The sequence below is a fragment of the Sphingomonas dokdonensis genome (assembly GCF_002197685.1).
GTDB classification, from domain to species: Bacteria; Pseudomonadota; Alphaproteobacteria; order Sphingomonadales; family Sphingomonadaceae; genus Sphingomonas; species Sphingomonas dokdonensis.
This window is the reverse complement of the sequence record NZ_NBBI01000002.1, coordinates 124692-147925: the sequence shown is the minus strand read 5'-3', so window position 1 is coordinate 147925 and position 23234 is coordinate 124692. Positions and strand designations below refer to the sequence as shown.

The following is a 23234-nucleotide window of genomic DNA, read 5'->3' as shown; positions in this document are numbered from 1 at the left end:
CCATGATTGAAATTGCCCTCCTTCAGGAAGAGCCGTGGCCGGATGGCCGGTGGGAACAGCTTGCCGATGCGGCGGTGCGCGCCGCGATCGGCGCGACGCCGTTCGGCACGCTCCTGTCATCTCCAGCCACGATCGAGGTCAGCGTTCGCCTGACCAGCGATACCGAGGTGCAGACGCTCAATGGGCAATACCGCGGCAAGGACAAGCCGACCAACGTTCTGTCCTTCCCGATGGTGCAGCCCGACCTGATCGACACCGTCAGCCAGAACTCCGACGATGGCGAGGTGCTGCTAGGCGATATCGTCCTGGCGCACGGCGTGTGCACCAGCGAGGCGGCCGAGCGCGGGATCGCCGCGGCGGATCACGCCACCCACCTGATCGTCCATGGCACCTTGCATCTGCTGGGCTATGATCACATGAACGACGACGAAGGGGATGCGATGGAGGCGATCGAGCGCGATGCGCTTGCGACGCTCGGCATCGCGGATCCCTACCTTATACGAGAGGACTAAGTGTCCGAGGACCGAAGTAGCGTCGGCAACGGCGAGCCGCATGAAGGCAGTATTTGGCGTGGCCTGCGCTCCCTGATCTTCGGGGATTCCGAAGGCGCCACGCTCCGCGACGTGCTAGAAGCCGCGATTGACCGCCATGAAGAGGTCGCCGGGCCGGAGGCAAAGGGCGATCTGACCGCGCTCGAGCGGCAGATGGTGCGCAATCTGCTCCATTTCAGCGAGCGCGATGCCGGCGACGTGGGCGTGCCGCGTGCCGACATCATTGCAGTCGAGGAGCAGACCACCTTTGACGAGGTGGTGCATGTCTTCGCCGACGCCGGGGTGAGCCGCCTGCCGGTCTATCGCGAGCGGCTCGATACGATCATCGGCATGGTCCACATCAAGGACGTGTTCGCGATCCTGGCCGGCGAAGACCCGCGTCCCACCGACATTGCCGCCCTGATCCGCCAGCCGTTGTTCGTGCCGATGAGCCGTGGCGCGCTCGATCTGCTGGCGGACATGCGCCAGACCCGCGTTCACCTTGCCGTGGTGCTGGACGAATATTCCGGCACCGAAGGGCTGGTGACGATCGAGGACCTGATCGAGGAGATCGTCGGCGAGATCGAGGACGAGCATGACGAGGCACCCGCCGCCATGCTCGTGCCGCTCGACGGCGGCGCGTGGGAGGCTGATGCGCGCGCCGAGCTGGAAGACATTGGGGAGACGGTGGACGAGCGGCTCGCAGAGGCCGACAGCGACGTTGATACGATTGGCGGGCTGACCGCCGTGCTCGCGGGCCGCGTGCCCGAGCCGGGCGATTGTATCGATCACCCCAGCGGCTGGCGGTTCGAGGTGATCGACGCCGACGAACGCCGCGTCAACCGCGTTCGCCTCCATCCGCCCCAACCGGAGCCTGAGGACGGCGAATAGGCTAGACCCAGAACGGGGCAGGTAGCGGCTGCCCCTTCCGGTATCGCTTGGCCGCGCATCTTCGCACAACGCTAAGTCGCCGAAGTATTGGCGTTGCGGCCGCGCGATCAGCCGCGGCACCAAGCGCTCTAATGGCGACGCCAACAGCGGCGCCGCGGCTGCCTCACTTGAAATTGTCGGCGTAGCTCTGCAGCTTCAGCGTCTTGGTCGGCGCGGGCACGACCGTATAGGCGACGCCCTCGCGCTCGGCATAGGCGACCGCCGCCTCCATCGTCGGGAAACCGAGGCGGATCTGCCCGCGGGTGTCGCCGCTGCCGGCCCAGCCGGTGAGCGGATCGGGCCGCTGCGGCTCGGCAGGCTCATATTCGAGCTGCCAGCGATCGGTGCGGGCCTTGCCCGATTGCATGGCATTCTTCGGGCGCTGATAGATACGGGCGGTCGGCATGGGCATGTCCTTATCGCGATCCGCGCGCTCTTGCATCGGCATTTTTCGTGCGCAGCGTGGCGGACGCCGCCGCGGGGTCGTCGGGCCAGGGATGGCGCGGGTAGCGGCCGCGCATTTCCTTGGCCACCGCGGCCCAGCTTCCCGCCCAGAAGCCGGGAAGATCGCGCGTCGTCTGAATGGGGCGACCCGCCGGCGATGTCAGCGACAGCACCAGCGGCACGCGATCCGTGCCGATTGTCGGATGCTCCGAAAGCCCGAACAAAGCCTGGACGCGCAGCTCGACGCGCGGGCCGCCCTCGGCCGAATAATCGATGGAATGAGTGCTGCCGGCCGGGCTGGTGAAGCTGGGCGGCGCCATGCGATCGACCCGCTGCGCCTCCTCCCAGGACAACAGGTTACGCAGCGCATCGGCCAGGGCACCGGGCGCAATGGCATCGAGCCGCCGCTTGCCCGCTACCAACGGCGGCAACCACTCATCGAGACGCGCCACCAGGCTTTCGTCGTCGAACGGCAGGCCAGCGTAGCTTGCGCGTTGACGAAAGGCGCGTGCCCCCTCTCCCCATGGCAGCAACGAAAGGCCGTGCCGGCGCACGCCCTCGATCAGCGCAGCCTCGACGTCGGCAGGCGCCGCATCCGGATCGGGTGCGCTGGCCAGACGAATGGTGCCAAGGCGGCGCTCGCGCACCGGACGCACGCTGCCAGTGCCGGCGTCAAATTCGGCAAGGTATCGTGTTTCGATTCGTTCGCCGAACAGCGCAACGATCGTTTCTTCGGCGATCGCGACGGCCGAAAGGATGCGCGCGCCCGCCGCTATGCCCTGCGTCTCCGCCACCGCCAGCCATTCCTCGCGCGCCAGCGATGACGAGGGATCCAGCTTTAACCCACGGCCGCCAACCGAGGCCCAGCGTTCGCCAGATGCGTCGCGGCGGCGCGCGATCCGGTCGGGAAAGGCGAGCGCCACGGCGACATCTGCTCCCGTGGCGGCGGCAGGCACGGGGTCGGCCTGCGTCGAAGCGGGTCGTTCCGCGGCACGCGCCCATCGCGTTGCAAGCTGCCTTGCCCCCTTGGCCTTCGGCGACCCGTCGTTGCGCCAGCGGCGCAGGCGCAGGTCCAGATCGACATCATTGCCGCCAAGCCCGCGCTCGCTCAGCAGCACCGCCACATCTGCCGCGATGCTGGCCCGTCCAAGCTCACCTGCCCGCAGCAGCATGTGCGCAAGCCGCGGCGGCATCGGCAAGGCCGCAATGGCTCGGCCATGGTGGGTGGGGCGGCCGTCGCCGTCGAGCGCGCCAAGCGTGAGAAGCCGTGCTCTCGCCTCGCTTACCGCGGCGTCTGGCGGCGGATCGATCCAGGCGAGGTCGCGCGGGTCGGCGACGCCCCAGATCGCGGCGGCAAGCACAAGCGAAGACAGGTCCGCTTCCAGGATCTCGGGCGGATCGAAGCGCGGCAGCCCGGCGGTCGCCGCCTCCTCCCACAAACGGTAGGCGACGCCGGGGCCTTGCCGCGCCGCGCGGCCCGCACGCTGGGTCACGGCCGCCTGGCTTGCTCGTTCGGTCACCAGCCGCGTCATCCCGGCCGCACGGTCATAGCGCGGGCGTCGGGCAAGCCCCGAATCCACCACGATCCGGATACCATCAAGCGTCAGGCTGGTCTCGGCGATGCTGGTGGCCAGCACCAGCTTGCGATGCCCGTCGGGTTCGGCGCGGATCGCAGCGCGCTGCGCAGCCGGGTCGAGGCTGCCGTGTAGGCGATGCAGCGCGACGTCGGTCATCTGTTCGAGCCGCTCCGCCGTGCGCTCGATCTCCGCCACGCCGGGCAGAAAGGCCAGCACGCCGCCATCCGCCTCGGTCAGCGCCTGCCGCACCGCTGCGGCCACCGCATCCTCGATCCGGTCGTGCGTGCGGCCAAGGTGCACCAGCGACAGCGGCCAGCTGCGGCCCGCGCTTTCGATCACTGGCGCATCGCCAAGCAGCGCGGCGAAACGCGCGCCGTCGAGCGTCGCCGACATTGCGACCAGCCGCAAATCTTCGCGCAGCCCCGCTTGTGCGTCGATCGCCATAGCCAAGCCGAAATCGCCATCCAGACTGCGTTCGTGCACTTCGTCGAACAGCACGGCGGAGACGCCGGCAAGCTCGGGATCGCGCTGGATGCGGGCGGTGAAGATGCCCTCCGTGACCACCGTGACGCGCGTATCGGCCGAACGCTTGGTGTCGAGGCGCGTGGCATAGCCGAACGTTTGCCCGACCGGCTCGCCCGCCAGCGCCGCCATCCGCTCCGCTGCTGCCCGCGCAGCCAGACGGCGGGGTGAGAGCAGCAGCACCTCGCCGGTGCACCATGGCTGATCGAGCAGCGCCGGTGCGACTGCCGTCGTCTTGCCAGCGCCCGGCGGCGCCACCAGCACTGCTGACGAGCGATCACGCAGCGTCGCCAGCAGGTCAGGCAAGACGGCATGGATCGGCAGGTCGCTGGCAGGCATCATTGCGATGCTGTGGCAGCCGGCGTCAGCGATTTGAAGCCGTGACGAACCTTGGCGACCGGCATTACTGCAGCGCCGCTACCGGCGCGGAAGACAGACATTTTTCGATCCGGGACTCGTCGCCGCGTGGCGGCTGTGAACCTACGGGTGGCACAGTCAGGGGCCGTCCAAGCCCGACCGGTGCGAAGCGCGCGGGATCGAAGCCGGCGCAGCGCATGACGGCCGATAGCATCCGCGGCGGCGTATCGCGCGCTTCATAGCTCAGGCGAAAGGTGCCCCAATGGATAGGCACCGCGCGTGACGGGGCCATGCGGCTGAATACCCGCACCGCATCCGGCGGGCCGATGTGGCTGCCGGACGCCATCTGCGCTGGCACGAAGCGAAAGGCGCCGATCGGGATAAGCGCCAGCCGTACCGGGCCATGCGATGCTGCTTCGGCCGGCCATTGGCCATCGCCGAGCCCCGTGTCGCCGGCGAAGAACAGATTGCCGCCCGGCAAGCGAATGGTGAAGGCCGACCAGAGCGCGCGATTACGATCGGCAAACCAGCGGCTGCCCCAATGGTGATTGCGCGAGACGATCACCTCCACACCCGGACGCACCACGACGCTTTGCCCCCAGTCGACCGCTCTTGCGGGCACTCCGACCTGCCCGATCACGCTATCGTTGCCGAGGCTGGTGACCACCAGCGGCCGGTCGCGCTGCCATAACCGTTTCAGCGTTTCCTGGTCGAGGTGGTCGTAATGGTTGTGGCTGACGAGCACGAGATCGATCTTGGGCAGATCGTCGAAGCGCACGCCCGGCGCCGTCACCCGCGTGGGGCCGAAACCGAGCGGCCCGGCGCGATCCGACCAGATGGGATCGGTAAGGATATTGAGCCCTTGCGTCTGCACCAGGACGGTGGCGTGGCCGATCCACGTCGCCACCATCCGATCGCCCATAACGCGCCGCTCGGGCACGCTGGGTTTCACCGTAACCTTGTCTGGCCAGGGTGGCCGGCCATCGCTGCCGGACAGAAATCGCCACAGAAAGCCGGCACGACTGCCTCCCGTGGGTGGACGTGCAGTGTCGTCCTCGCCGTCGGGATTGAAGAAACGGCTGCCATTGAAGTGATCGGTCGCTGGGCCGCGATAATAAATGCGGTCGAGGAAGCGCGGCACGATGGTTGCTGCGAGACCCGCCACCACCGTCAACAGCAACAGCGCAGTGGCCGCCAACTTCAGGACCCGCCTCAACCCATCTCCTCCCAAATCACCGTCATCTTCAGCGTCAAACGCACGGTGGCAGGTTTCAGCGCATCAGCTCGGCGCGCACGCGGTTGGCCTCCATGGAATTGCTCACCTCGATCATGAAGCAGGACAGGCTGGCGATCAGTAGCAGCATCGCCAGAATGAAGGCGATCGCCACCAGTTGACCGATGTGCAGACTGGCCAGCACGCCGACGAACAGGGTGGCGACCACCGCGCAGGTCATCACGGCGGAGCTGACCGCCAGAAACAGGGCGCGGTTGATGATGGTCATGCGGCGATCAAGCAGGCGAAGCTCCCACGCGCGCCGCGTACGGTCCTCATCCGACATGGCCGCCGGCGCGGCCTCCAGGGCGCGGGCACGGTCGATCACGCGGGAGAGGCGCCCGGCCAGTACGTTAAGCAGGGCGCCGATACCGGCAAGCATGAAGACCGGGCTGAGCGATAGCTGGATCGTCTGCGCGATCGTCAGCACCTCGGGCGAGTAATCCATTCGGGACCATGTGGTGCGATTGGATTGCGGCAACAAGTTGCAAGGTGCTGGTAACGGAATTTGGGTTAAGGGCGGCGCATGTCGAGACATCTGTCACCAAGCGCGCTGTCCAGCCTGAGCGGCACCCCGCGCGCTGCGTTGGTGACGGGGCTTTCCCCGCTGATCGACGGGGTGGCGGAGGCGGCACCGGCGAGCCATGGCTTCCTTCGCAGGGCGTGGTTCGATGCCGCGTTGCAGGTTTATGGCGGGCGGGCGAAGACGCTGATCGCCAGCGAGGGCGAGCGGGCGGTGCTTGCCTTGCCGCTGCGATTCACCGGCCCTGTTTTGGCCGGTTTGGCATCGGTACCGGGATGTTTCTGGCCGTTCCGCAGCTTCCCTTTGGCCGCGAATGCAGGTGACGCGGCCTTGGGCGCGGCGCTGGACGAATTGGCGCGATCTGTCACCGTGCTGCGCATCGGGCCGGTCTATGATGGCGACGCTTCCGCCGCACCGCTGATCGCTGCGGCGCGTGCGCGCGGGTGGAAGACCGTGAGCCGCACGGTCGCGACCAGCTTCCTGCTCGACATGGCGGCGGCGCAATCGGCCGGCACCTGGCCGCGCAATTCGACGCTGCGCAAAAACCGCTTCCACGAAAAGCATCTGGCCGAGCATGGCACGCTGCACTGGTCGTTCCTGTCGGGCGATGCCTGGCCCGAGGCGTTCGACGATCTGGCGAATGTGGAATGGGCGAGCTGGATTGCGAGCCGCACCGATGGGCGCGACGCGAAGTTCACGCGGGCCGGCCACGGCGCGTTCTGGCGGGCGGCGGCGGCGGACCCGGTGTTGGCCGACATGTTTCGCGCCGCGCTGTTGACGGTCGACGGACGGCCGGCGGCATTCTCGTTCGACATCGATGCCGGCGACCTGAAATACGCGATCGCCAACAGCTACGATCCCGCCTTTGCCAAACATTCGCCGGGCAAGCTGCTGTATTACCGCAATCTCGTCCACGCGATCGAGCGCGGCATCACGCGCGTCGATTGGGGCGCGGGGGACAGCGGCTACAAGCGCACGATCGGCGCCGAGGCGGGGCCGGTGATCCGCGACTGGCTGCTGCTGCGGCCCGGCGTGCCGGCGCTGCTCTCGCCGGCGGTCAGGCTGGCCTGGCGGGACCAGTAAGGATCGCCTCCACCGCATCGATCATGCCGTCTAGCGCGACCGCCTCGCCCCAATAGGGGTGATCGGCGCCGACACCGGCATCGCGCGCCGCCTCACGCCCGGCCAGCAAGGTGCGTAGCGACAGCCCGGCAAACAGCAGCCGCTGGTTGACGAGCGCCAGCGGCAGGTGATCGAGCAGGCGGTGGAAGTGCGTGAGGCAGCGCACGTAGCCCGCGGAGTGCTCGCCGCCGGCCCATTCATCGAACATCTGCCGCCGCTCGGTCTGCATGCTGGTCATGAAGCGGAAATAGGTGTCGCCCTCTCCCGTCTCGCCCTGCAGTTCGGCATTGGGGATGACGAGCGCGCGCACCACGTCGCGCAAGGCCAGGTCGCCGCGCGCCTCCGCCTCGTCGAGCATCCGCATGCGCGCCTCGTCGATCAGGTCCGCCCCCTCGACCACCAGTTCGCGCAAGAGATCGTCCTTGCTGCCAAAGTAATAATGCACCGCCGCCGCGTTGCGCTGCCCCGCGGCCTCGACGATTTCGCGCATGCCGACGGCGGCGATCCCGCGTTCGGCGAAGAGCCGGCGCGCCGCGCGCTTCAGCTCGTTTCGGGTGGTGCCGCCGCGACCGGCGGATTGGGGACGCACAAGGTTCATGCGGCGGGAGCATCGACCATGCTGCCGCGCGGTTCAAGTCACCCGGCTTACATTGACGCGTATCGAGCGGCGCTTATGGTAAAGCGAACGACTTATCAGCGGGAGAGGATAGTGGCGGCACTGGCGCACGATCGCGAGGCCTGGGCGGAGCTGATCGACCTCGATACGCTCGCCCGCTGGATGGACGGCAAGGGGCTGGGCAGCGGCCCGATCGACGGTGCCGAAACGCTGGGCGGCGGCACGCAGAACATCCTGCTTCGCTTCACCCGCGCCGGCCGCCCCTATGTGCTGCGCCGCCCGCCGCGCCGGCCGCGCCCCGAGAGCGACGAGGTGATGCGCCGCGAGATGAAGGTGCTGGCCGCGCTGGCCGGATCGGACGTGCCGCATCCCGGCTTCATCGCCGGCGAGGGCGATCCGGCGGTATTGGGCACCGCCTTCTACCTGATGGAGCCGATCGACGGGTTCAACGCCACCGTTGGCCTGCCGCCGCTCCATGCCGGGAGCGCCGAGGTGCGCCGCGGCATGGGCGAGGCGATCGTTGATGGCGCGGTGGCGCTGTCGCGGATCGATCCGCATGAGGCGGGGCTGGACGACCTGGGCAAGCTGGACGGCTGGCTGGAGCGGCAGGTGCCGCGCTGGCGCGCGCAGCTTGACGGCTATGCCAAGTTCGAAGGCTGGACCGGCTATGCCGCCCTGCCCGACGTCGACGCGATCTGCGCCTGGCTGGAGGCGAACCGCCCGACCAGCATGAAGCCCGGGCTGATCCACGGCGACTATCACCTCGCCAATGTCATGTACCGGCCGGATTCGCCGGCGCTGGCGGCGATCGTCGACTGGGAGCTGGCGAGTCGCGGCGACCCGCTGCTCGATCTCGGCTGGCTGACCGCGACGTGGCGCGACCCCGACGAGCCGCAGCAGCGCGTGTCGGTGACGCCGTGGGACGGCTTTCCGACGATGGGCGAGATCGTCGACCGCTATCTGTCCGCCACCGGCCGCACGGCGGCGGAGGCGCGCTGGTATACGGTGCTGGCGCCGTTCAAGCTGGGCGCGATTCTGGAGGGCAGCCATGCGCGCGCCTGTGCCGGGCTGACGCCCAAGCCGATCGGCGACCAGCTGCACGCGCACACCATCTCGCTGTTCGAGCGCGCGCTGCGCCGGATCGACAAGCCGCTGATGTAGGCGGCGGGGGCTTACGGCTCCTGCGCCAGCAGCTCTTCGGTGCGACTCAGTGCCGAGTGGGTGCCGGGCGTGGCGGGAACGTTGGTGGCGAAATAGGCGACACCGGTGCCGCGCGCCCGATCGACCCACAGCCCCGAGCGCAGGCCATAAGCCTCGCCCGCATGGCCGATCCGCCCGCGGCCATCACCCATCGGATCGTCGCGGCAGCCGGGCAGCGGGGTGGCAGTGAAGCTGACGGCGAGGCCATAGCGGCAGTTGAACCCGCCGGGCTGCACGCCGCTTTCCGCCTCCTCGTTCTGCACGCCGTTGCTGCCGTTGAAGGTCCATTCGGGCGTGGCGAGCGCCGCCATCGATGCGGGTGACAGCAGCCGCACACCGTCCACCGTGCCGTTGCTCAGCAGCAGGCGGCCAATCTTGGCGAGGCCGCGCATCGAGATCCGCAGGCCGCCCTGCGGCGAGAACAGGGCGCCGTTCACGCCCGGCCGCCAGGTGGCGAGATCGCACGAACCGTCGCTCGCCGGCGTGACCGGGCAACCGGCGACGAAGGCGGCATCGTCGCGCACCACCTTGCCGCCATCGTACAGCACCACCGCACGCGCCTTTGCCGCGGGGCTGCACGTCGCCCAGTTGAAGCAGGCGTCGAGCGCGAGCGGCTGGAGCACCAGCCGCTGCATCAGCCGATCGAAGCGTTCGCCGGTGGCGCGCTCCATGATGCTGGCGACCACCGGAAAGTTCAGATTGGTGTAGCGGAAGAAGCGGCCGGGCGCGTGCTCCCGATCCCACACCGCGGGATCGGCCATCTTCTCCTGCAGGCGATCGTCGAGCGCGAGCAGATAGCCGCCCGCATCGGTGATGCTGGACTGATGCGACAGCAGCAGGCGCAGCGTGATCGGTGTGTCGGGAAAGGCGGGGTTGCGCAGTCGCCAGCCGAGTTGCGCCGAAACGTCGGCGTCGAGATCGAGCTTGCCCTGCTCCACCAGCCGCATGACGCCGATCGCCGTTACCAGCTTGGAGATGGAGGCGATCCGGACGGGATCATCGGCGGTGACGGCACGGCGCGCGGCGACATCCGCGAACCCGGTGGTGGCGACCGCCGTTTGCTGTTCCCGGTCGAATGCGACGCGCACGGTGGCGGCGGGCTGCGGGATCGCGACGGCGGCGGCGGCGATGAGCAGGATCAAGCGGTACACTCCATGTCCGCGATGGTCGCAAGCGGGTCAGCGAAAGGCAACGGCACTTAGCAAAGAAAACGATCGACTTAATTGTCAGGTGCGCTACCCCTTTTGCGACGCGGCCGCACGACCCGCGATCGGGAGGGGAATGCCGCATGACGATCCTTCTGCACCAATATGACAGCTCGCCCTTCTCCGAGAAGGTGCGCATCTGCCTTGGCATCAAGCAGCTTTCCTGGGCGGCGGTCGATCAGCCGGTGATCATGCCCAAGCCGGACCTGCTGGCGCTGACCGGCGCGTATCGCCGTATCCCGGTGATGCAGATCGGCGCCGACATCTATTGCGACAGCGTGCTGATCGTGCGCGAGCTGGAACGCCGCTTTCCCGAGCGCACGCTGTTTCCCAGCGGCACGGCGGGGATCGACCATGCGCTGGCGCAATGGACCGACCGGTCGTTCTTCCAGGCGGCGGTGGCGGTGATCTTTGGCGGGCTGGGCGACGCGGTCGATCCCGCCTTCAAGAAGGACCGCGAGCAATTGAGCGGTCAGCCGTTCGACCCCGCCGCAATGCGCGCCGCCGTGCCGCATATGGCGGGGCAGCTGCGCGCGCATGCCGCGCTGATCAGCGAGCAACTGGCGGATGGCCGCGCATTCCTGTCTGGCGACCAGCCGGGGCTGATCGACGCGACCTGTTATTACAATCTGTGGTTCGTCCGCTCTTTCCATGCGCCCGGCGCAGCGGCGTTCGAGGATCTGCCGGGGCTTGGCGCCTGGTACGATCGCGTGCGGGCCATCGGTCACGGCACCCGCAGCGCCGCGACTCGCGAAGAGGCGATCGCGGCCGCGCATGACGCATCGCCGGATGAAGCGACGGTGTTGCCGGAAGACGCGGCGCTTGCCGGCGCGCCGGTAAGCGTTTCGGCCACCGATTACGGACGCGATCCGATCCGCGGCACATTGGTTGGCTCCACCCTGCATCAATGGTCGATCGCCCGCGAAGACTCGCGTGCGGGCGCGGTGGTGGTTCACGTGCCGCGCCTGACCTTCGCCCTGGCGCCCGCGACCTGATCAAACAAATAATTAGCAAAACGTATTCGATTTGGTGCGGAAGAACCCGTAGAACGCAACGATCAGTAAAGGATCGTCTGGCATAACCTGCGTTCGTGAACTCACCGTCCATCCAACGCCCCATGCCGATTCTGCTCGGGCAATTGCTCGGCATACGTGACGGCGACGATCCGGTTTTCTGGGGTCGTCTGCGCGCGACTCAGTTGTTTGCCGGGCGGCGGCTTGCGCCATTCGTGCTCGCCGCCAACCTGTTCGGCGGCGTGGCGGTGGTTGCGCTGTTCGGCGACCGCGTGCCGGCCCTGTGGCTGGCGGGCTGGTTTGCCGGCCTGACCGTCGTCGCTGCGGTGGTGGCGCTGCGCCGGCTGCGCACCGCGCATCTGGCGGAAGGCGCGGCCTCGCTGCAGGACCTGCGCGATACGGCGCTGGAGGGATTGGCGCTTGCCACCATGTGGAGCTTCCCCCCGCTGGTGTTTGCCGCGCTGACGCCGGGATCGACATTCAACCTGTGGATGATCCTGGCGGTGCTGATGGCCGCGGCGGCGCTTGCCATGGCGCCGCTGGTGCTGGCGGCGCTGGCGTTCATCGGCGGGGTGACCTTTGCCGCGGCGCTGCTGCTGGCGCTGGAACAGCAATGGCTTGCCGCCGGCGCCACGCTCGCGCTCGGCGGGTTGATGGCCGCGACCTGCCTTGCCCGTGCGCGCGTGCTGCTGGCGCTGCGCGCATTCGAGATGAACCTGTCGGACAGCCACGAAACGGTGAGCCTGCTGCTCGGCGAATTCGAGGACAGTGGGGCCGATTGGCTGTGGGAAACCGATTCGCAGCGCCGCCTGTGCAAGGTGACGCCGCGGCTCGCGCATGCGCTGGGCAGCACGCCCGAGCGGCTGGAGGGGATGCCGGTGCTGCAGGCGCTGGCCGGGGCAAGCTGGGAAACGGGCGATTTCGCGCCGGCGCTGCGGCTGCTGGCGGACAAGCTGAAGCGGCGCGAGGCGTTTCGCGATCTGTCGCTGCCGCTGGTGGTGAACGGCGAGCAGCGCTGGTGGGAGATCACCGCCAATCCGCGACTCGACGATCGCGGCCAATATGTCGGCTTTCGCGGCGTGGGCTCGGACGTGACCGAGCAGCGCGCCTCGGCGGACAAGATCAACCGCATGGCGCGGTTCGATGCGCTGACGGGGCTGCCCAATCGACTGTTCGTCAACGAGGCATTGGGCCGCGCGCTCGCGGAGGCGGAGCGTTGGGGCACGCGCGCGGCGTTCATGATGATAGACCTCGATCGCTTCAAGGCGGTGAACGACACGCTCGGCCATCCAATCGGCGACCGGCTGCTCGGGCGGGTTTCGGAGCGACTGGCGGAGCTGATCACCGACAACGAGCTGATCGGCCGGCTGGGCGGCGACGAATTCGCGGTGGTGATGAACGATGCCACCGATGCGAGCCGCGTCGAGCGGCTGGCGCAGCGGATCATCGAAACGCTGTCACGCCCCTATGAGGTGGACCAGCACACGCTGTACATCGGCGCGTCGGTCGGCGTCGCCACCTCGCCGCGCGACGGGCGCACCGCGGAGACATTGGTCCGTTCGGCCGATCTGGCGCTGTACCGATCCAAGGATGCCGGCGGCGGCGTGTTCCATGCGTACGAGCCGCAGCTGCACGTCGACGCGGAGGAGCGGCGCGTGCTCGAAATGGCGCTGCGCAAGGCGCTGGAAAAGGGCGAGCTGCATCTCGATTATCAGCCAGTGGTGGATGCCGGGAGCGAGCGGCTCGTCGGGTTCGAGGCGCTGCTGCGCTGGAACAGCCCGGAGCATGGGCCGATCTCGCCCGCCAAGTTCATCCCGATCGCCGAGGAAACGCGGCTGATCGGTCCGATCGGCGAATGGGTGGTACGTACCGCGTGCGCGGAAGCGGCCGGTTGGCCCGAGGACGTGCGCGTCGCGGTGAACGTGTCGCCCGAACAATTGCACAATCCCAATTTCGCATCGGTCGTCGCCAAGTCGCTGTCGGCGAGCGGGCTGGCGCCGCACCGGCTGGAGCTGGAGGTCACCGAAAGCGTCTTCATGCGCGAGGCGACCGGCGCGGTGCAGGCGCTGGAGCGGATGCTGGAGCTGGGCGTGCGGCTGAGCCTCGACGATTTCGGCACCGGCTATTCCTCGCTCGGTTACCTGTCTCGCACGCGCTTTTCGACGATCAAGATCGACCGCAGCTTCGTGACCAGCGCGTCGCGTGGTGTGCCCGAAGCGCTGGCGATCATCCGCGCCGTCGTTGCGCTGGCGAACAGCCTGGGCATGGCCACCACGGCGGAGGGCGTCGAAACCGCGGACGAACTGGCGCTCACCCGCATGCTGGGCTGTTCCAAGATCCAGGGGTATCATTTCGGGCGCCCGCTGCCGGTTGCCGAGGCGCGCGCCATCGCCCTACACACGAAAACGGCCATTCGCGCCGCTTGATCAGCGCGCGCGCCGCCGCTAAGGGCGGTGCCGCTGCAGGGGTGTAGCTCAGCTGGTTAGAGCGTCGGTCTCCAAAACCGAAGGCCCTCGGTTCGAATCCGAGCTCCCCTGCCAGTTTCTTCGCGGTGCGGCCGACTGGCCTGCTTTTGCGCCGCGGGTCAGTGCTCTTCCATCCTCACCTGACCGGAAAGCCGAATGAAAGCATCGTCACATATCGTTGCCGTCGCGCTTGTCCTCGCCGGCTGCGACTCGGCGCCTGGCAGCACGCCCGTCGCCGCGACCGAGGAAGCCGCAAACCCCGACATCGCGACTTGCGAAGGGCTGACCACCGCGAGCGAGAGCGGCAACAGCTCGCTGCGCGCCGCGTTCGTTTCCACGCCGGAAGGACGCGATTATGGCGGGGGCGTGATCCGGCAGCTGGTGGACGACGGCAAATACCGCTTTGCCGGCGCGGAGATGGTCGGCGAAACCTGCTACGCTTATGCCGAGGCGCGCGGCGAGCAATGGGGCAAGGTCTTCAACCTCGCCTGGCGCTGCCCGGTCAAGGTGGTGACCGGCAATCCCGCCGAGCCGGGCAAGAGCGTGCTGGAGGTGGTGGACGACCGGGTGTGCGATTTCGACACCGAGCGCGGCGCCCCCAAGATCCGCGACACCCAAGTGGAAATGATCCGCCAATAAGGCACGGGATTGCGCGCGAAAGCGGCTCCACCCTTGCTCTTGGGCCGGTGCGGCGCTATCTCGCCGGTCGCATCCGACAGCGCGGACGGCCGTTTCACCGGTTCCCTTCTCCAGGGAAGCGGTAGAGAGGGCATGCCCCCGCTTCCGGTTCGAACGATTAAAAGGCAAGGCACGTGGCGAAGACGTCCCCGATCGAATTCATCAACCAGGTTCGCGCCGAGACCAAGAAGGTCGTCTGGCCGACCCGGCGCGAGACGATCATGACCGGCGTCATGGTGATGATCATGACGACGATCCTGGCGCTCTTCTTCCTTGGCGTGGACACGATGTTCAACGCCATCGTGAACGCGCTGCTGAGCCTGGCCAAGTAACCAAGAAGGACGCGTCCCCCCATGGCACGCTGGTACATCATCCACGCTTATTCCGGCTTCGAGGGCAAGGTTCGCGACGCGATCATGGCCGAGGCCAATCGCATGGGCCTGGAACAGCTCGTCGAGCGCATCGAGGTGCCGACCGAGACGGTGCAGGAAGCGCGCCGCGGCAAGAAGATCCAGGTCGAGCGCAAGTTTATGCCCGGCTATGTGCTGGCCAAGCTCGACATGACCGACCAGGTCTATCACCTCGTCAAGAACACGCCCAAGGTGACGGGATTCCTGGGCTCCTCGGGCAAGCCGCAGGCGATCAGCGAGGCGGAAGCCACGCGCATGCTGAACAGCAAGGAAGAAGCCGCCGCCGCGCCCAAGGCCAAGATCAAGGTCGATTTCGAGATCGGCGATGCGGTCAAGGTGCTGGAAGGCCCGTTCGCGAGCTTCAACGGCACCGTCGAGGAACTGGATTTCGACAAGTCCAAGGTGAAGGTGTCGGTGTCGATCTTCGGCCGCGCCACGCCGGTGGAGCTCGATTTCGAGCAGGTCGAGCGCAGCAAGTAAGGGGTAGTCGGGGAGCGGCGCTCCGCTCCCCGATCCCTTCTCAACAATCTGGCTTGTCGCGCTAGATCACGCGCGGGCGCGCCACCCGTTCCAGCCATGGGCGCAGCACCAGGGCGCTGGCATCGACCAGCGTGTGCAGCAGCATGACGAGCCATAACAGCCCGGTGGCGAGATAAAGCCAGGCGAGCACCGCGCCGACCAACCCCACCGCAGCCATGCCGAGCGCGCCCTGATAGCGGTGCGCCAGCGTGAAGGCCGCCCAGCCCAGCACGCAGCCCGCGACACCGCTGCCGAAGACGATGGCGCCGAGCAGCGGAATGGCGAGGCGGAAGAACAATTCCTCCCCCACCCCGGCCGCTGCCGACAGCACCAGCGCGGCTCCCGCTTCCCGCGTGTTCATTGCGGCTGAAGGCGAACGGTACATCCGCACTACTCGCCAGCCGCGCCGAGTCATGACGATGACCGTCAGCGCGCCGAGCAGGAAGCCGCCGGCGAGCGACCAGGCGATCTCCGCTACTGCTTCAAGCGCGATCGGGGCGATACTAAGCGCGCTTGCCGCCACGCCAAGTTCGGGCGGCAACACCGTCACCGCAGGCAGCCGCCCGAGCAACGCCAGGCCGACCAGCGCCGTTACGCCGTACGTAACGACAATCGCGAGCGCCCAGCCGAGCGTCGCGCGCGGCCGTGACATGGAACCGGCGCGGACCGCCCAGGCAATCCGCGCCGCAAAACTTCGCTTGGTGAACCAGCCGTGCGCCAGCAGGCCGAGCGCGGCGACGAGCAGCGCGGCGGCCAGCATGCGTCAGCGCCGCCGGATCAGCGATCCAGGCGGTGCTCGCCCTTCACCCAGCGCACCGTGCCCGACGAGGCGCGCATCACCACGCTTTCGGTGGTCATCGTCTTGCCGCGGCGCTTCACGCCCTCCAGCAGCGACCCATCGGTGACGCCGGTGGCGGCGAAGATGCAGTCGCCCTTCGCCAGTTCCTTCAGATCATACTGCTTGTCGAGATCGGTAATGCCCCACTTGCGGGCACGTGCGCGCTCGTCCTCGTTGCGGAACAGCAGGCGGCCCTTGAACTGCCCGCCGACGCAGCGCAGCGCCGCGCACGCCAGCACGCCTTCCGGCGCGCCGCCCGAGCCCATGTACACATCGATCGTCGTGTCGGGGTTGGTCGTCGCGATCACGCCGGCAACGTCGCCGTCGCCGATCAGCACCACGCCGCAGCCGATCGAGCGCAGCTCCGCGATCAGTTTCTCGTGGCGCGGGCGATCGAGGACGCAGGCGATGATCTCGTTGGGCTTCACGCCCTTGGCGGCGGCGATCGCCTCGACATTCTGCGTCGGCGTCTTGTCGAGGTCGATGATGCCGTCGGGCAGGCCCGGGCCGACCGCCAGCTTGTCCATGTACACGTCGGGGGCGTTGAGCAGGCAGCCCTCCTCGCCGATCGCCAGCACGGCAAGGCTGTTCGGACCGGCCTTTGCGCAAATGGTGGTGCCTTCCAGCGGATCGAGCGCGATGTCGATCTTGGGGCCGCTGCCCTGCGCCGCGCCGACCTTTTCACCGATAAAGAGCATCGGCGCCTCGTCGCGCTCGCCCTCGCCGATCACGACCGTGCCGTCGATGTCGAGCGTGTTCAGCGCCTCGCGCATCGCCTCGACGGCGGCGGCATCGGCGGCCTTTTCGTCGCCGCGCCCGATCAGGGTGGAAGCGCCGATCGCCGCTGCCTCCGTCACGCGCACCATTTCGAGCACCAGGACGCGATCGAGCACCTTGCTGGCTGTCGGCATTAAACCCCCTAAGAATCCGTTGTTTCAGGCGAGCGATAGGCGGGTCGTGTGGCGGTGTCGAGACAGCGCTTGCCGCTGCGCGGCCACCGCGAGACAAGTGGCGCATGGCCAGGCCGAAGGGCTAATGCACACCGGCCGGATTACACAACGTCCGTGTCGCGGCGCCAAGCCCGCCCTTTAGTCGACGCCGAGCATGAGGTCGCTTGTGCAAGCGCTGTCGAAGGAACCGATCCGGTGTGAAGCGGCAAGCCGCGACCGTGTATTCGATAAGAGGAGCCCGACACCCGGGCAGCCGAAGATGGAGTGTCAGCGAACTACTGCTGGCCTGCCGGTTGCTTAGCCCTCAATAAAGAAGCGCTAATGGGGGGAATGATGTTCATGCGTGTCGCACTGGCTGCCAGCGTGGCAGTTGCGGTGGTTGCGGCGCCTGCCGTGGCGCAGACCGTCGATGCGACGGGGCGCACCACTTACGACGCGGCGTTTTTCCAGCGTTTCCAGCCGGCCAATGCGCTGGAGCTTGTCCGCCGCGTACCCGGCTTCACGCTGGAGCAGGTGCAGCAGGACGTGCGCGGCTTCGGGCAGGCGGCGGGCAATGTCGTTATCAACGGCCAGCGGCCTTCATCGAAAAGCGACACGATCGAGGTCGTCCTGGCGCGCATTCCCGCTAATCGCGTGGCACGCGTCGAGGTGGGGCCGGGCACCGCCTTTGGCGCGGAATATAGCGGCAAGGCGCAGGTGGTAAACCTGATCCTGACGGGCGCCGGTGGTCTCGCCGGCACCGTCACCGGAACGCTGCGGCGGCAATATGACGGCCCGCTGCTGCCAGAAGGGAGCGTATCGACGCTGCTGCGCCGGGGCGATTCCACCTTCAACGCCTCGATCGGCGTCAACAACAACCTGACCAACGACGAAGGATTTGACACGCTGCGTGCGCTGCCTTCCGGCGATCTCCTGGAATATCGGCGCAAGATCAACGATGTGCGCGATCCTAACGCGTTCGTATCGGGTTCGTGGGATTACAAGGCGTCACAGTTCGAAACCGCGCGGTTCAACGCCCGCTATGCCTTTGATCGCTTCCGATTGAGCCAGACCAACGCGGTGCTGCCCACCGGCGGCATCGCGCGCGACGATCGGCTGACGCAGCGACTTTACTTCGACGAATGGGAGGTCGGCGGCGACGTCCAGCGGCCGTTGATGGGCGGCGGCGTGAAACTGATCGGCCTTGCCTCTCGCCGCGACCGTGCCGAGCGCGAATTGTCGCTGCTGCGGGTGCCCAGCGGCTTGATCGGTGGCAACGAGCAACAGGGGCGCAGCCAGCGCGATGAAGCCGTTCTGCGTGGTTTGTGGACCCGGCCCGACCTGAACGGCTGGGCGGTGGAGACGGGGCTGGAGGGCGCGCTGAACCGCCTGCGCAGCAAGGTCGACCTGTTCGGCTTTGCAGGGGACGGAGTGCGCCGCCGTATCGACCTGCCGGTGGATGACGCGATCGTCACCGAATATCGCGCCGAGGGCTTTGCCAACGCCAGCCGCGCGCTCTCGCCCAAACTGCGCATGGATCTGGCGCTGAACTACGAAGTATCGCGCCTGAGGGTCGACGGGGATGCGGACGCGAAACGCTCGCTGCGCTTTCTGAAGCCGAAAATGAACGTCGAGTGGCGCCCCGGGAATGTCTGGCGCGCGCAATTGTCTGTGGTGCGGACGGTGGCGCAGTTGCGTTTCGAGGAATTCATCAGCGCAGCGGAACTCGCCAACGAGCGGGTTAACGGCGGCAATGCCGACCTGGTGCCGCAGCGCTCCTGGGAAACGCTGGCGACGGTCGAGAAGCAGGTGCTGGGCGATGGCTTGGTGAAGATCGAGCTTGGCTACACCCGCACCGCGCTGGTGCAGGATCGCGTGCCGACGCCCGAAGGCTTTGACGCGCCCGGCAATCTTGGCGATGGCACCAGCAAGATCGCGCGCGCCACCTATGACATTCCAGTCGCGAAGCTAGGGATCAAGGGCGGGCGGATCTCCGGCCGGCTGAGCTATGTCGGCACGTCGGTGCGTGATCCGTATACCGGCCGACAGCGGCCGTATTCGGGCGCATCCCCCTTTGTGTACGAGGTGAACTGGCGACAGGATCTGGGCAATTTCGCCTGGGGTTTCGGCCTCGCCGGCAACGATCCGTACACTTACTACCGGCGAAACGAGCTGGACACAGGCTATCCATCCAATCCGTATATCACCGGCTTTGCCGAATATCGGCCGACGCGAACCACCACCGTGACGCTGACCATCGACAATCTGAGCGATGCCGACACCCGGCGCCAACGGCTGTTCTTCGACCCCGATCGGCGCTCCACCACCCCCGTTCGCGTGGAGGATCGGGTGCGCAGCCAGCACATCCTGCCGTCGCTGACGATCAAGCATAATTTCGGCTGAGCATCGCGCTCGGCGGCAACAGCCTCTCCCGTGCGGGCGGCGGATCTGTTAGCCGGCGGGCATGGAGCCGCCCGCAATCCTCCTCCCGGCGCTCGCGCCCTGGTTCGACCTTGCCGGGCTGGCCGTCTTTGCCGCTTCGGGCGCGCTGGCGGCGGCGCGGCGGGGGCAGACCATGGTGACGCTGGCGTTCTTCGCGCTGATCACCGGAGTAGGCGGCGGCACGGTGCGCGACCTGCTGATCGGCGCGCCGGTGTTCTGGATCGTCGACAGCCGCGCGGCGGCGGTCTGCCTATCGGTCGCGCTGGTGATCTGGGTGACGCCCGAGCGGTGGTGGCGCGGTGCGGCGCTCGACTGGTTCGATGCGGTGGGGCTGGCGGCCTATGCCGTGTATGGCGCGGCGAAGGCGCTGGGCTATGGCGTGCCGCCGGTGCCGGCATTTCTGATGGGCGTCGTCACCGCCTGCGTCGGCGGCATCATCCGCGACGTGCTGGCGGGCGAGCCGTCGATCCTGATGCGGCCCGAGCTGTACGTAACGGCGGCGGCGCTCGCCTCCGCGCTGTTCATCATCCTGTCGCTGTCGGGAATGCGCGGCGCGTTCGCGGCGATGATCGCGGCGGGTGCCGGCTTTGCGCTGCGGACGGCGGCAATCCGCTGGCAGATCCACCTGCCCGCCTATCGCCAGCGCCGCTGACCGCTTACGGCAGGACGATCCCGACATCGGCGAAGCGGCGCGGCTCGGCCGGCGACACGACGCTATCGGCAAGCGGGCGCTGCCAATAGCCGACGTCCACCCACTGGCCATGCTTGTAGCCGACCTCTCGGAAATGCCCGGCGCGACGGAAGCCGACCGCCTCGTGCAGCGCCACCGACGGTTCGTTGGGCAGCGCGATAACGCCCATCGCCTGGGTAAAGCCTTGGGTGCGCAGGGTGGCAATCAGGGCGCCGTAGAGGCTGCGGCCCACTCCTTGCCGCTGCGCGGCATCCGCGAGATAGATCGACGTTTCCACCACCCAGCGATACGCCGCGCGCTCGCGGAAGCGGGTGGCATAGGCATAGCCGATCACCGCCGCCTCATCGCCCGCGCCGGCGGTTGCGACCAGCCACGGGTATAACCCGGCGGACGCCGTCATCCGGTCACGCATCTGCGCCTCGTCGGGGGCCGCCGTCTCGAACGAGACCGTCCCGGCGAGCACATGCGGCGCGTAGATCGCGGCGATGGTCGCGGCATCGGCAGGCACCGCGGCGCGCAGGGCGATCACGGGCGCTTGCTCGCGCCGGTCACCGCTGCTCGACGCCGACCGACAGGTTGCTGGCGCCGCCGTCGTGCAGCACGCCGCGCAGCCGGGCGCGGCGCGGGGCGGCGCCGGCTGCGACGTGCACGCCGTAGATGCTGAGCTCGCCCGCGCCATCATCGCGGCAGCGCACGTCGAGCGACTGAACGTCCGACAGTCGGCTGAGCATCCGGCGCGCTTCCGCCAGCGACCCGGCATCGACCGGCTTGCCCGCGATGACGAGCCGATCGAGCGTCGCTCCCGTTCCGGCAGCCGGCGTGCTCGTTACCTGCACCTCATAGACCGAAGCGTCGCAGGCGAAGCGCCCGCTGAGCGTCCGCTGCGCGGCGGGCCGGATCTCCACGACCGCCGGCGCGGGCGCGCTCGCCTGCAGCAACACGGCCAGCGCGACGATCACAGCCCGAGCCGTGCCAGCAGCAGATCAAGCAGCCGCTGGTCGCCCGCCGCAGCCTGCACCGGGCCAGCGGGGCCGCATTCCAGGCAGCGCGCCTGAATGCCGCCGCCCATTGCCAGCCGGCGCACGTCGCCCGCCGCCTGTGCCAGCACCTGGCGCTGCTCCCAGGCGATACGGCCCAGCGCGTCGGTCGGCGCGGCGCCGCTTTCGTCCTCGCCGTTGTTCATCTGCTGCACCAGTTGCGCGGCCCAGCTCGGCTTCTTTTCGAGGTACACCGGCTTTGCGGTCGCCGGATCGATCTTGGCGCGGCGCGCGGCCTCCTTGATCGCGTCGCCCAGCGTGCCGAAGCGATCGACCAGGCCGATCTGCCGCGCGGTGCCGCCATCCCACACGCGGCCCTGCGCGATCTCGTTCACGCGTGCGACGGGGATCTTGCGTGCGCTCGACACGCTGGTGATGAACCTCTGATAGACCTGCTCGATGCTCGACTGAATCATCGCGCCGGTTTCGTCGTTGATCCCGCCGATGAGGTCGGGTTGGCCGGAAAGCGGCGTCAGCTTCACCCCGTCGCTGGTGACGCCGATCTTGGCCAGGCTCTTTTCGAAACTGGGCAGCACCCCGAACACCCCGATCGACCCGGTAATCGTGTTCGGCTCGGCAAAGATCATGTCGGCCGGGGTGGATATCCAATAGCCGCCCGAGGCCGCGACGCCGCCCATCGACACGACCACCGGCAGCCCGCGCCGCTTCGCCTCCATCACCGCCAGGCGGATGCGCTCGGACGCCATCACCGACCCGCCGGGCGAATCGACGCGCAGCACCAGCGCCTTCAGCTTCTTTTCCGCCAAGCCCTTCAGCAGGTAATTAGCGATGGTGTCGCCGCCGGCCCTGCCCGGCGCGGCCTTGCCGTCGACGATCTCGCCGGCCACCGTCACCACGCCGATCGTGCCGTCGTCGGGCGCGGGGCTGGCGCGCGTGTAAGCATAATACGGAATCTGGGCGAAAGACCCCGCCGGCTTGTCATCGTCGGCCGCGCCGGCGATCTCAGCAACGCGCCGACCAAAGGACAGTCGATCGCCGACCTTGTCGACCAGCCCGGTCGCAAGGTTCGCCTTTGACAGGTCGCCGCCGGCATTCTGCACCAGCCGCGCCGGCTGCGCGAACCAGCCGGCAAGCTGCGCCTTGGGGCGCGCCTGCGCCACCGCGCTTTTCCACTGGTCGAACAACGCGCCATAGAGCGCCTGCGAGGCGGCGCGCGCTTCCGGGCTTTGATCGGCGCGGGTGTAGGGCTCCACCGCCGATTTGAACTGGCCGACGCGATAAACGTGGGTGGTGACGCCAAGCTTGTCGATCAGCCCCTTGTAATAGGGCTGGCTGCCGCCCGGGCCGTTCAGCACCACGCCGCCCAGCGGATCGACCCAGACCTCGCTCGCCGCCGCCGCCAGGCGATAGCCGCCATCGGTATAGCCGGTGGCATAGGCAAGCACCGGCTTGCCGCTCTGTCGCACGCGGATCAGCGCCTCGGCCACCTCGCCGAGTATCGCCGGATAGGCGCCGCCGAAGCGATCGAGATCAAGGACGACGGCCTTTACGCGATCGTCGGTACGCGCCGTATCGATCGCGTGCACCACGTCGCGCAGGCGATATTGCCTGCCGATCTGCTGCCCCGAAACAAAGGCGAGCGGCGAAATCTCGGCGGGCTGCTCGACAATCGGGCCGTCCAGATCTAGGACCAGCGCGCCGTCCTTAATCGCCGGAGCGCTTGGCCGCGCGTTCAGCGCGGCGAACACCAGCGCGAAAAACAGCAGCATCGCCACCAGCACCAGCGCATCCTTGATGCCGACCAGCAGTTTCCAAGCGCCGCGTACAAGCTTCATTCTCAATTCCCGGATAGTCGCCACCCGACGTAGCCGATGGTGTATGGGTGGAGCAATACGGCCGAGCATGCGGACATGCCGGCGCCCTTTCCACCGGATCGGAAACGGCCTACCTGC

At 67.9% G+C, this 23234-nt stretch carries 22 protein-coding genes and 1 tRNA gene; 12 read left to right on the top strand and 11 right to left on the bottom strand.

The features are described from left to right. Window positions 1–2 precede the first annotated feature (2 nt). Together ybeY and SPDO_RS05585 are read left to right on the top strand one after the other, a co-directional pair. Window positions 3–512, top strand: coding sequence for an rRNA maturation RNase YbeY (gene ybeY / locus SPDO_RS05590; protein WP_088366504.1), 510 nt, complete (start codon window positions 3–5; stop codon window positions 510–512). Further along, window positions 513–1421, top strand: a complete 909-nt coding sequence (locus SPDO_RS05585) for a hemolysin family protein (RefSeq protein ID WP_088366503.1) — start codon at window positions 513–515, stop codon at window positions 1419–1421. Between the two features lie 163 nt (window positions 1422–1584). Here SPDO_RS05585 and SPDO_RS05580 read toward each other — a convergent pair whose 3' ends face one another. The 4 genes from SPDO_RS05580 to SPDO_RS05565 form a co-directional block, all read right to left on the bottom strand. Beyond that, window positions 1585–1866, bottom strand: a complete 282-nt coding sequence (locus SPDO_RS05580; protein ID WP_088366502.1) for an ETC complex I subunit — start codon at window positions 1864–1866, stop codon at window positions 1585–1587. A gap of 10 nt (window positions 1867–1876) precedes the next feature. Further along, complete coding sequence (gene hrpB, locus SPDO_RS05575; RefSeq protein ID WP_088366995.1) at window positions 1877–4342, bottom strand: ATP-dependent helicase HrpB; 2466 nt, start codon at window positions 4340–4342, stop codon at window positions 1877–1879. Between the two features lie 64 nt (window positions 4343–4406). Beyond that, window positions 4407–5576: an MBL fold metallo-hydrolase gene (locus tag SPDO_RS05570; protein ID WP_088366501.1), complete on the bottom strand. Its 1170-nt coding sequence runs from the start codon at window positions 5574–5576 to the stop codon at window positions 4407–4409. 55 nt (window positions 5577–5631) lie between these two features. After that, the gene (locus tag SPDO_RS05565) at window positions 5632–6063 is read right to left on the bottom strand and encodes a DUF2721 domain-containing protein (RefSeq protein ID WP_342746656.1); all 432 of its coding nucleotides are present in this window, start codon (window positions 6061–6063) and stop codon (window positions 5632–5634) included. Window positions 6064–6159: 96 nt separating this feature from the next. Here SPDO_RS05565 and SPDO_RS05560 point away from each other — a divergent pair, with 96 nt between their 5' ends. After that, window positions 6160–7239: a GNAT family N-acetyltransferase gene (locus SPDO_RS05560; protein WP_088366499.1), complete on the top strand. Its 1080-nt coding sequence runs from the start codon at window positions 6160–6162 to the stop codon at window positions 7237–7239. Here SPDO_RS05560 and SPDO_RS05555 read toward each other — a convergent pair. Then, complete coding sequence (locus SPDO_RS05555; RefSeq protein ID WP_088366498.1) at window positions 7214–7876, bottom strand: TetR/AcrR family transcriptional regulator; 663 nt, start codon at window positions 7874–7876, stop codon at window positions 7214–7216. The two genes, SPDO_RS05560 and SPDO_RS05555, sit on opposite strands and share 26 nt — an antisense overlap. Window positions 7877–7987: 111 nt before the next feature. On the opposite strand from SPDO_RS05555, the gene SPDO_RS05550 reads away from it, so the two are divergent. Beyond that, window positions 7988–9055: a phosphotransferase family protein gene (locus tag SPDO_RS05550; protein ID WP_245829222.1), complete on the top strand. Its 1068-nt coding sequence runs from the start codon at window positions 7988–7990 to the stop codon at window positions 9053–9055. Window positions 9056–9066: 11 nt separating this feature from the next. Here the strand turns inward: SPDO_RS05550 and SPDO_RS05545 are convergent, their stop codons facing one another. Further along, window positions 9067–10236, bottom strand: coding sequence for a serine hydrolase domain-containing protein (locus tag SPDO_RS05545; RefSeq protein ID WP_425441926.1), 1170 nt, complete (start codon window positions 10234–10236; stop codon window positions 9067–9069). Between the two features lie 146 nt (window positions 10237–10382). On the opposite strand from SPDO_RS05545, the gene SPDO_RS05540 reads away from it, so the two are divergent. The 6 genes from SPDO_RS05540 (at window position 10383) to nusG (ending at window position 15345) form a co-directional block, all read left to right on the top strand. Next, window positions 10383–11294 carry a glutathione S-transferase family protein gene (locus SPDO_RS05540; RefSeq protein WP_088366496.1) on the top strand — a complete coding sequence of 304 codons (912 nt, stop codon included), beginning with the start codon at window positions 10383–10385 and terminating at the stop codon, window positions 11292–11294. A 122-nt stretch (window positions 11295–11416) separates the two neighbouring features. Continuing rightward, on the top strand, window positions 11417–13738 hold the full coding sequence (locus tag SPDO_RS05535) for a putative bifunctional diguanylate cyclase/phosphodiesterase (RefSeq protein WP_088366495.1): 2322 nt from the start codon (window positions 11417–11419) through the stop codon (window positions 13736–13738). 37 nt (window positions 13739–13775) lie between these two features. Continuing rightward, a tRNA-Trp gene (locus SPDO_RS05530) sits at window positions 13776–13852 on the top strand. Window positions 13853–13933: 81 nt separating this feature from the next. Further along, window positions 13934–14416, top strand: coding sequence for a hypothetical protein (locus tag SPDO_RS05525; protein WP_088366494.1), 483 nt, complete (start codon window positions 13934–13936; stop codon window positions 14414–14416). 173 nt (window positions 14417–14589) lie between these two features. Continuing rightward, window positions 14590–14787 carry a preprotein translocase subunit SecE gene (gene secE / locus SPDO_RS05520; protein ID WP_088366493.1) on the top strand — a complete coding sequence of 66 codons (198 nt, stop codon included), beginning with the start codon at window positions 14590–14592 and terminating at the stop codon, window positions 14785–14787. A gap of 21 nt (window positions 14788–14808) precedes the next feature. Continuing rightward, a complete protein-coding gene (gene nusG / locus SPDO_RS05515) occupies window positions 14809–15345 on the top strand; it encodes a transcription termination/antitermination protein NusG (protein WP_088366492.1) in 537 nt (178 codons plus the stop codon). A gap of 61 nt (window positions 15346–15406) precedes the next feature. On the opposite strand, the gene SPDO_RS05510 is transcribed toward nusG, so the two are convergent. After that, window positions 15407–16144: a CPBP family intramembrane glutamic endopeptidase gene (locus SPDO_RS05510; RefSeq protein ID WP_088366491.1), complete on the bottom strand. Its 738-nt coding sequence runs from the start codon at window positions 16142–16144 to the stop codon at window positions 15407–15409. A 17-nt stretch (window positions 16145–16161) separates the two neighbouring features. Further along, a complete protein-coding gene (gene glpX / locus SPDO_RS05505; protein WP_088366490.1) occupies window positions 16162–17133 on the bottom strand; it encodes a class II fructose-bisphosphatase in 972 nt (323 codons plus the stop codon). A gap of 378 nt (window positions 17134–17511) precedes the next feature. Here glpX and SPDO_RS05500 point away from each other — a divergent pair, with 378 nt between their 5' ends. Together SPDO_RS05500 and SPDO_RS05495 are read left to right on the top strand one after the other, a co-directional pair. Further along, the gene (locus SPDO_RS05500) at window positions 17512–19554 is read left to right on the top strand and encodes a TonB-dependent receptor plug domain-containing protein (RefSeq protein WP_158212152.1); all 2043 of its coding nucleotides are present in this window, start codon (window positions 17512–17514) and stop codon (window positions 19552–19554) included. A 61-nt stretch (window positions 19555–19615) separates the two neighbouring features. After that, the gene (locus SPDO_RS05495; RefSeq protein ID WP_088366488.1) at window positions 19616–20245 is read left to right on the top strand and encodes a trimeric intracellular cation channel family protein; all 630 of its coding nucleotides are present in this window, start codon (window positions 19616–19618) and stop codon (window positions 20243–20245) included. Window positions 20246–20249: 4 nt separating this feature from the next. Here SPDO_RS05495 and SPDO_RS05490 read toward each other — a convergent pair whose 3' ends face one another. Genes SPDO_RS05490 through sppA form a run of 3 tightly spaced genes read right to left on the bottom strand, consistent with a single transcriptional unit; the run spans window position 20250 to window position 23117 of the window. Then, the gene (locus SPDO_RS05490; RefSeq protein ID WP_088366487.1) at window positions 20250–20813 is read right to left on the bottom strand and encodes an arsinothricin resistance N-acetyltransferase ArsN1 family B; all 564 of its coding nucleotides are present in this window, start codon (window positions 20811–20813) and stop codon (window positions 20250–20252) included. Window positions 20814–20832: 19 nt separating this feature from the next. After that, entirely contained in the window at window positions 20833–21243 is a 411-nt protein-coding gene (locus SPDO_RS05485) for a hypothetical protein (protein ID WP_088366486.1), read from the bottom strand. Beyond that, complete coding sequence (sppA, locus tag SPDO_RS05480; RefSeq protein WP_088366485.1) at window positions 21240–23117, bottom strand: signal peptide peptidase SppA; 1878 nt, start codon at window positions 23115–23117, stop codon at window positions 21240–21242. Before sppA ends, SPDO_RS05485 begins: the two co-directional genes overlap by 4 nt. Window positions 23118–23234: the final 117 nt, after the last annotated feature.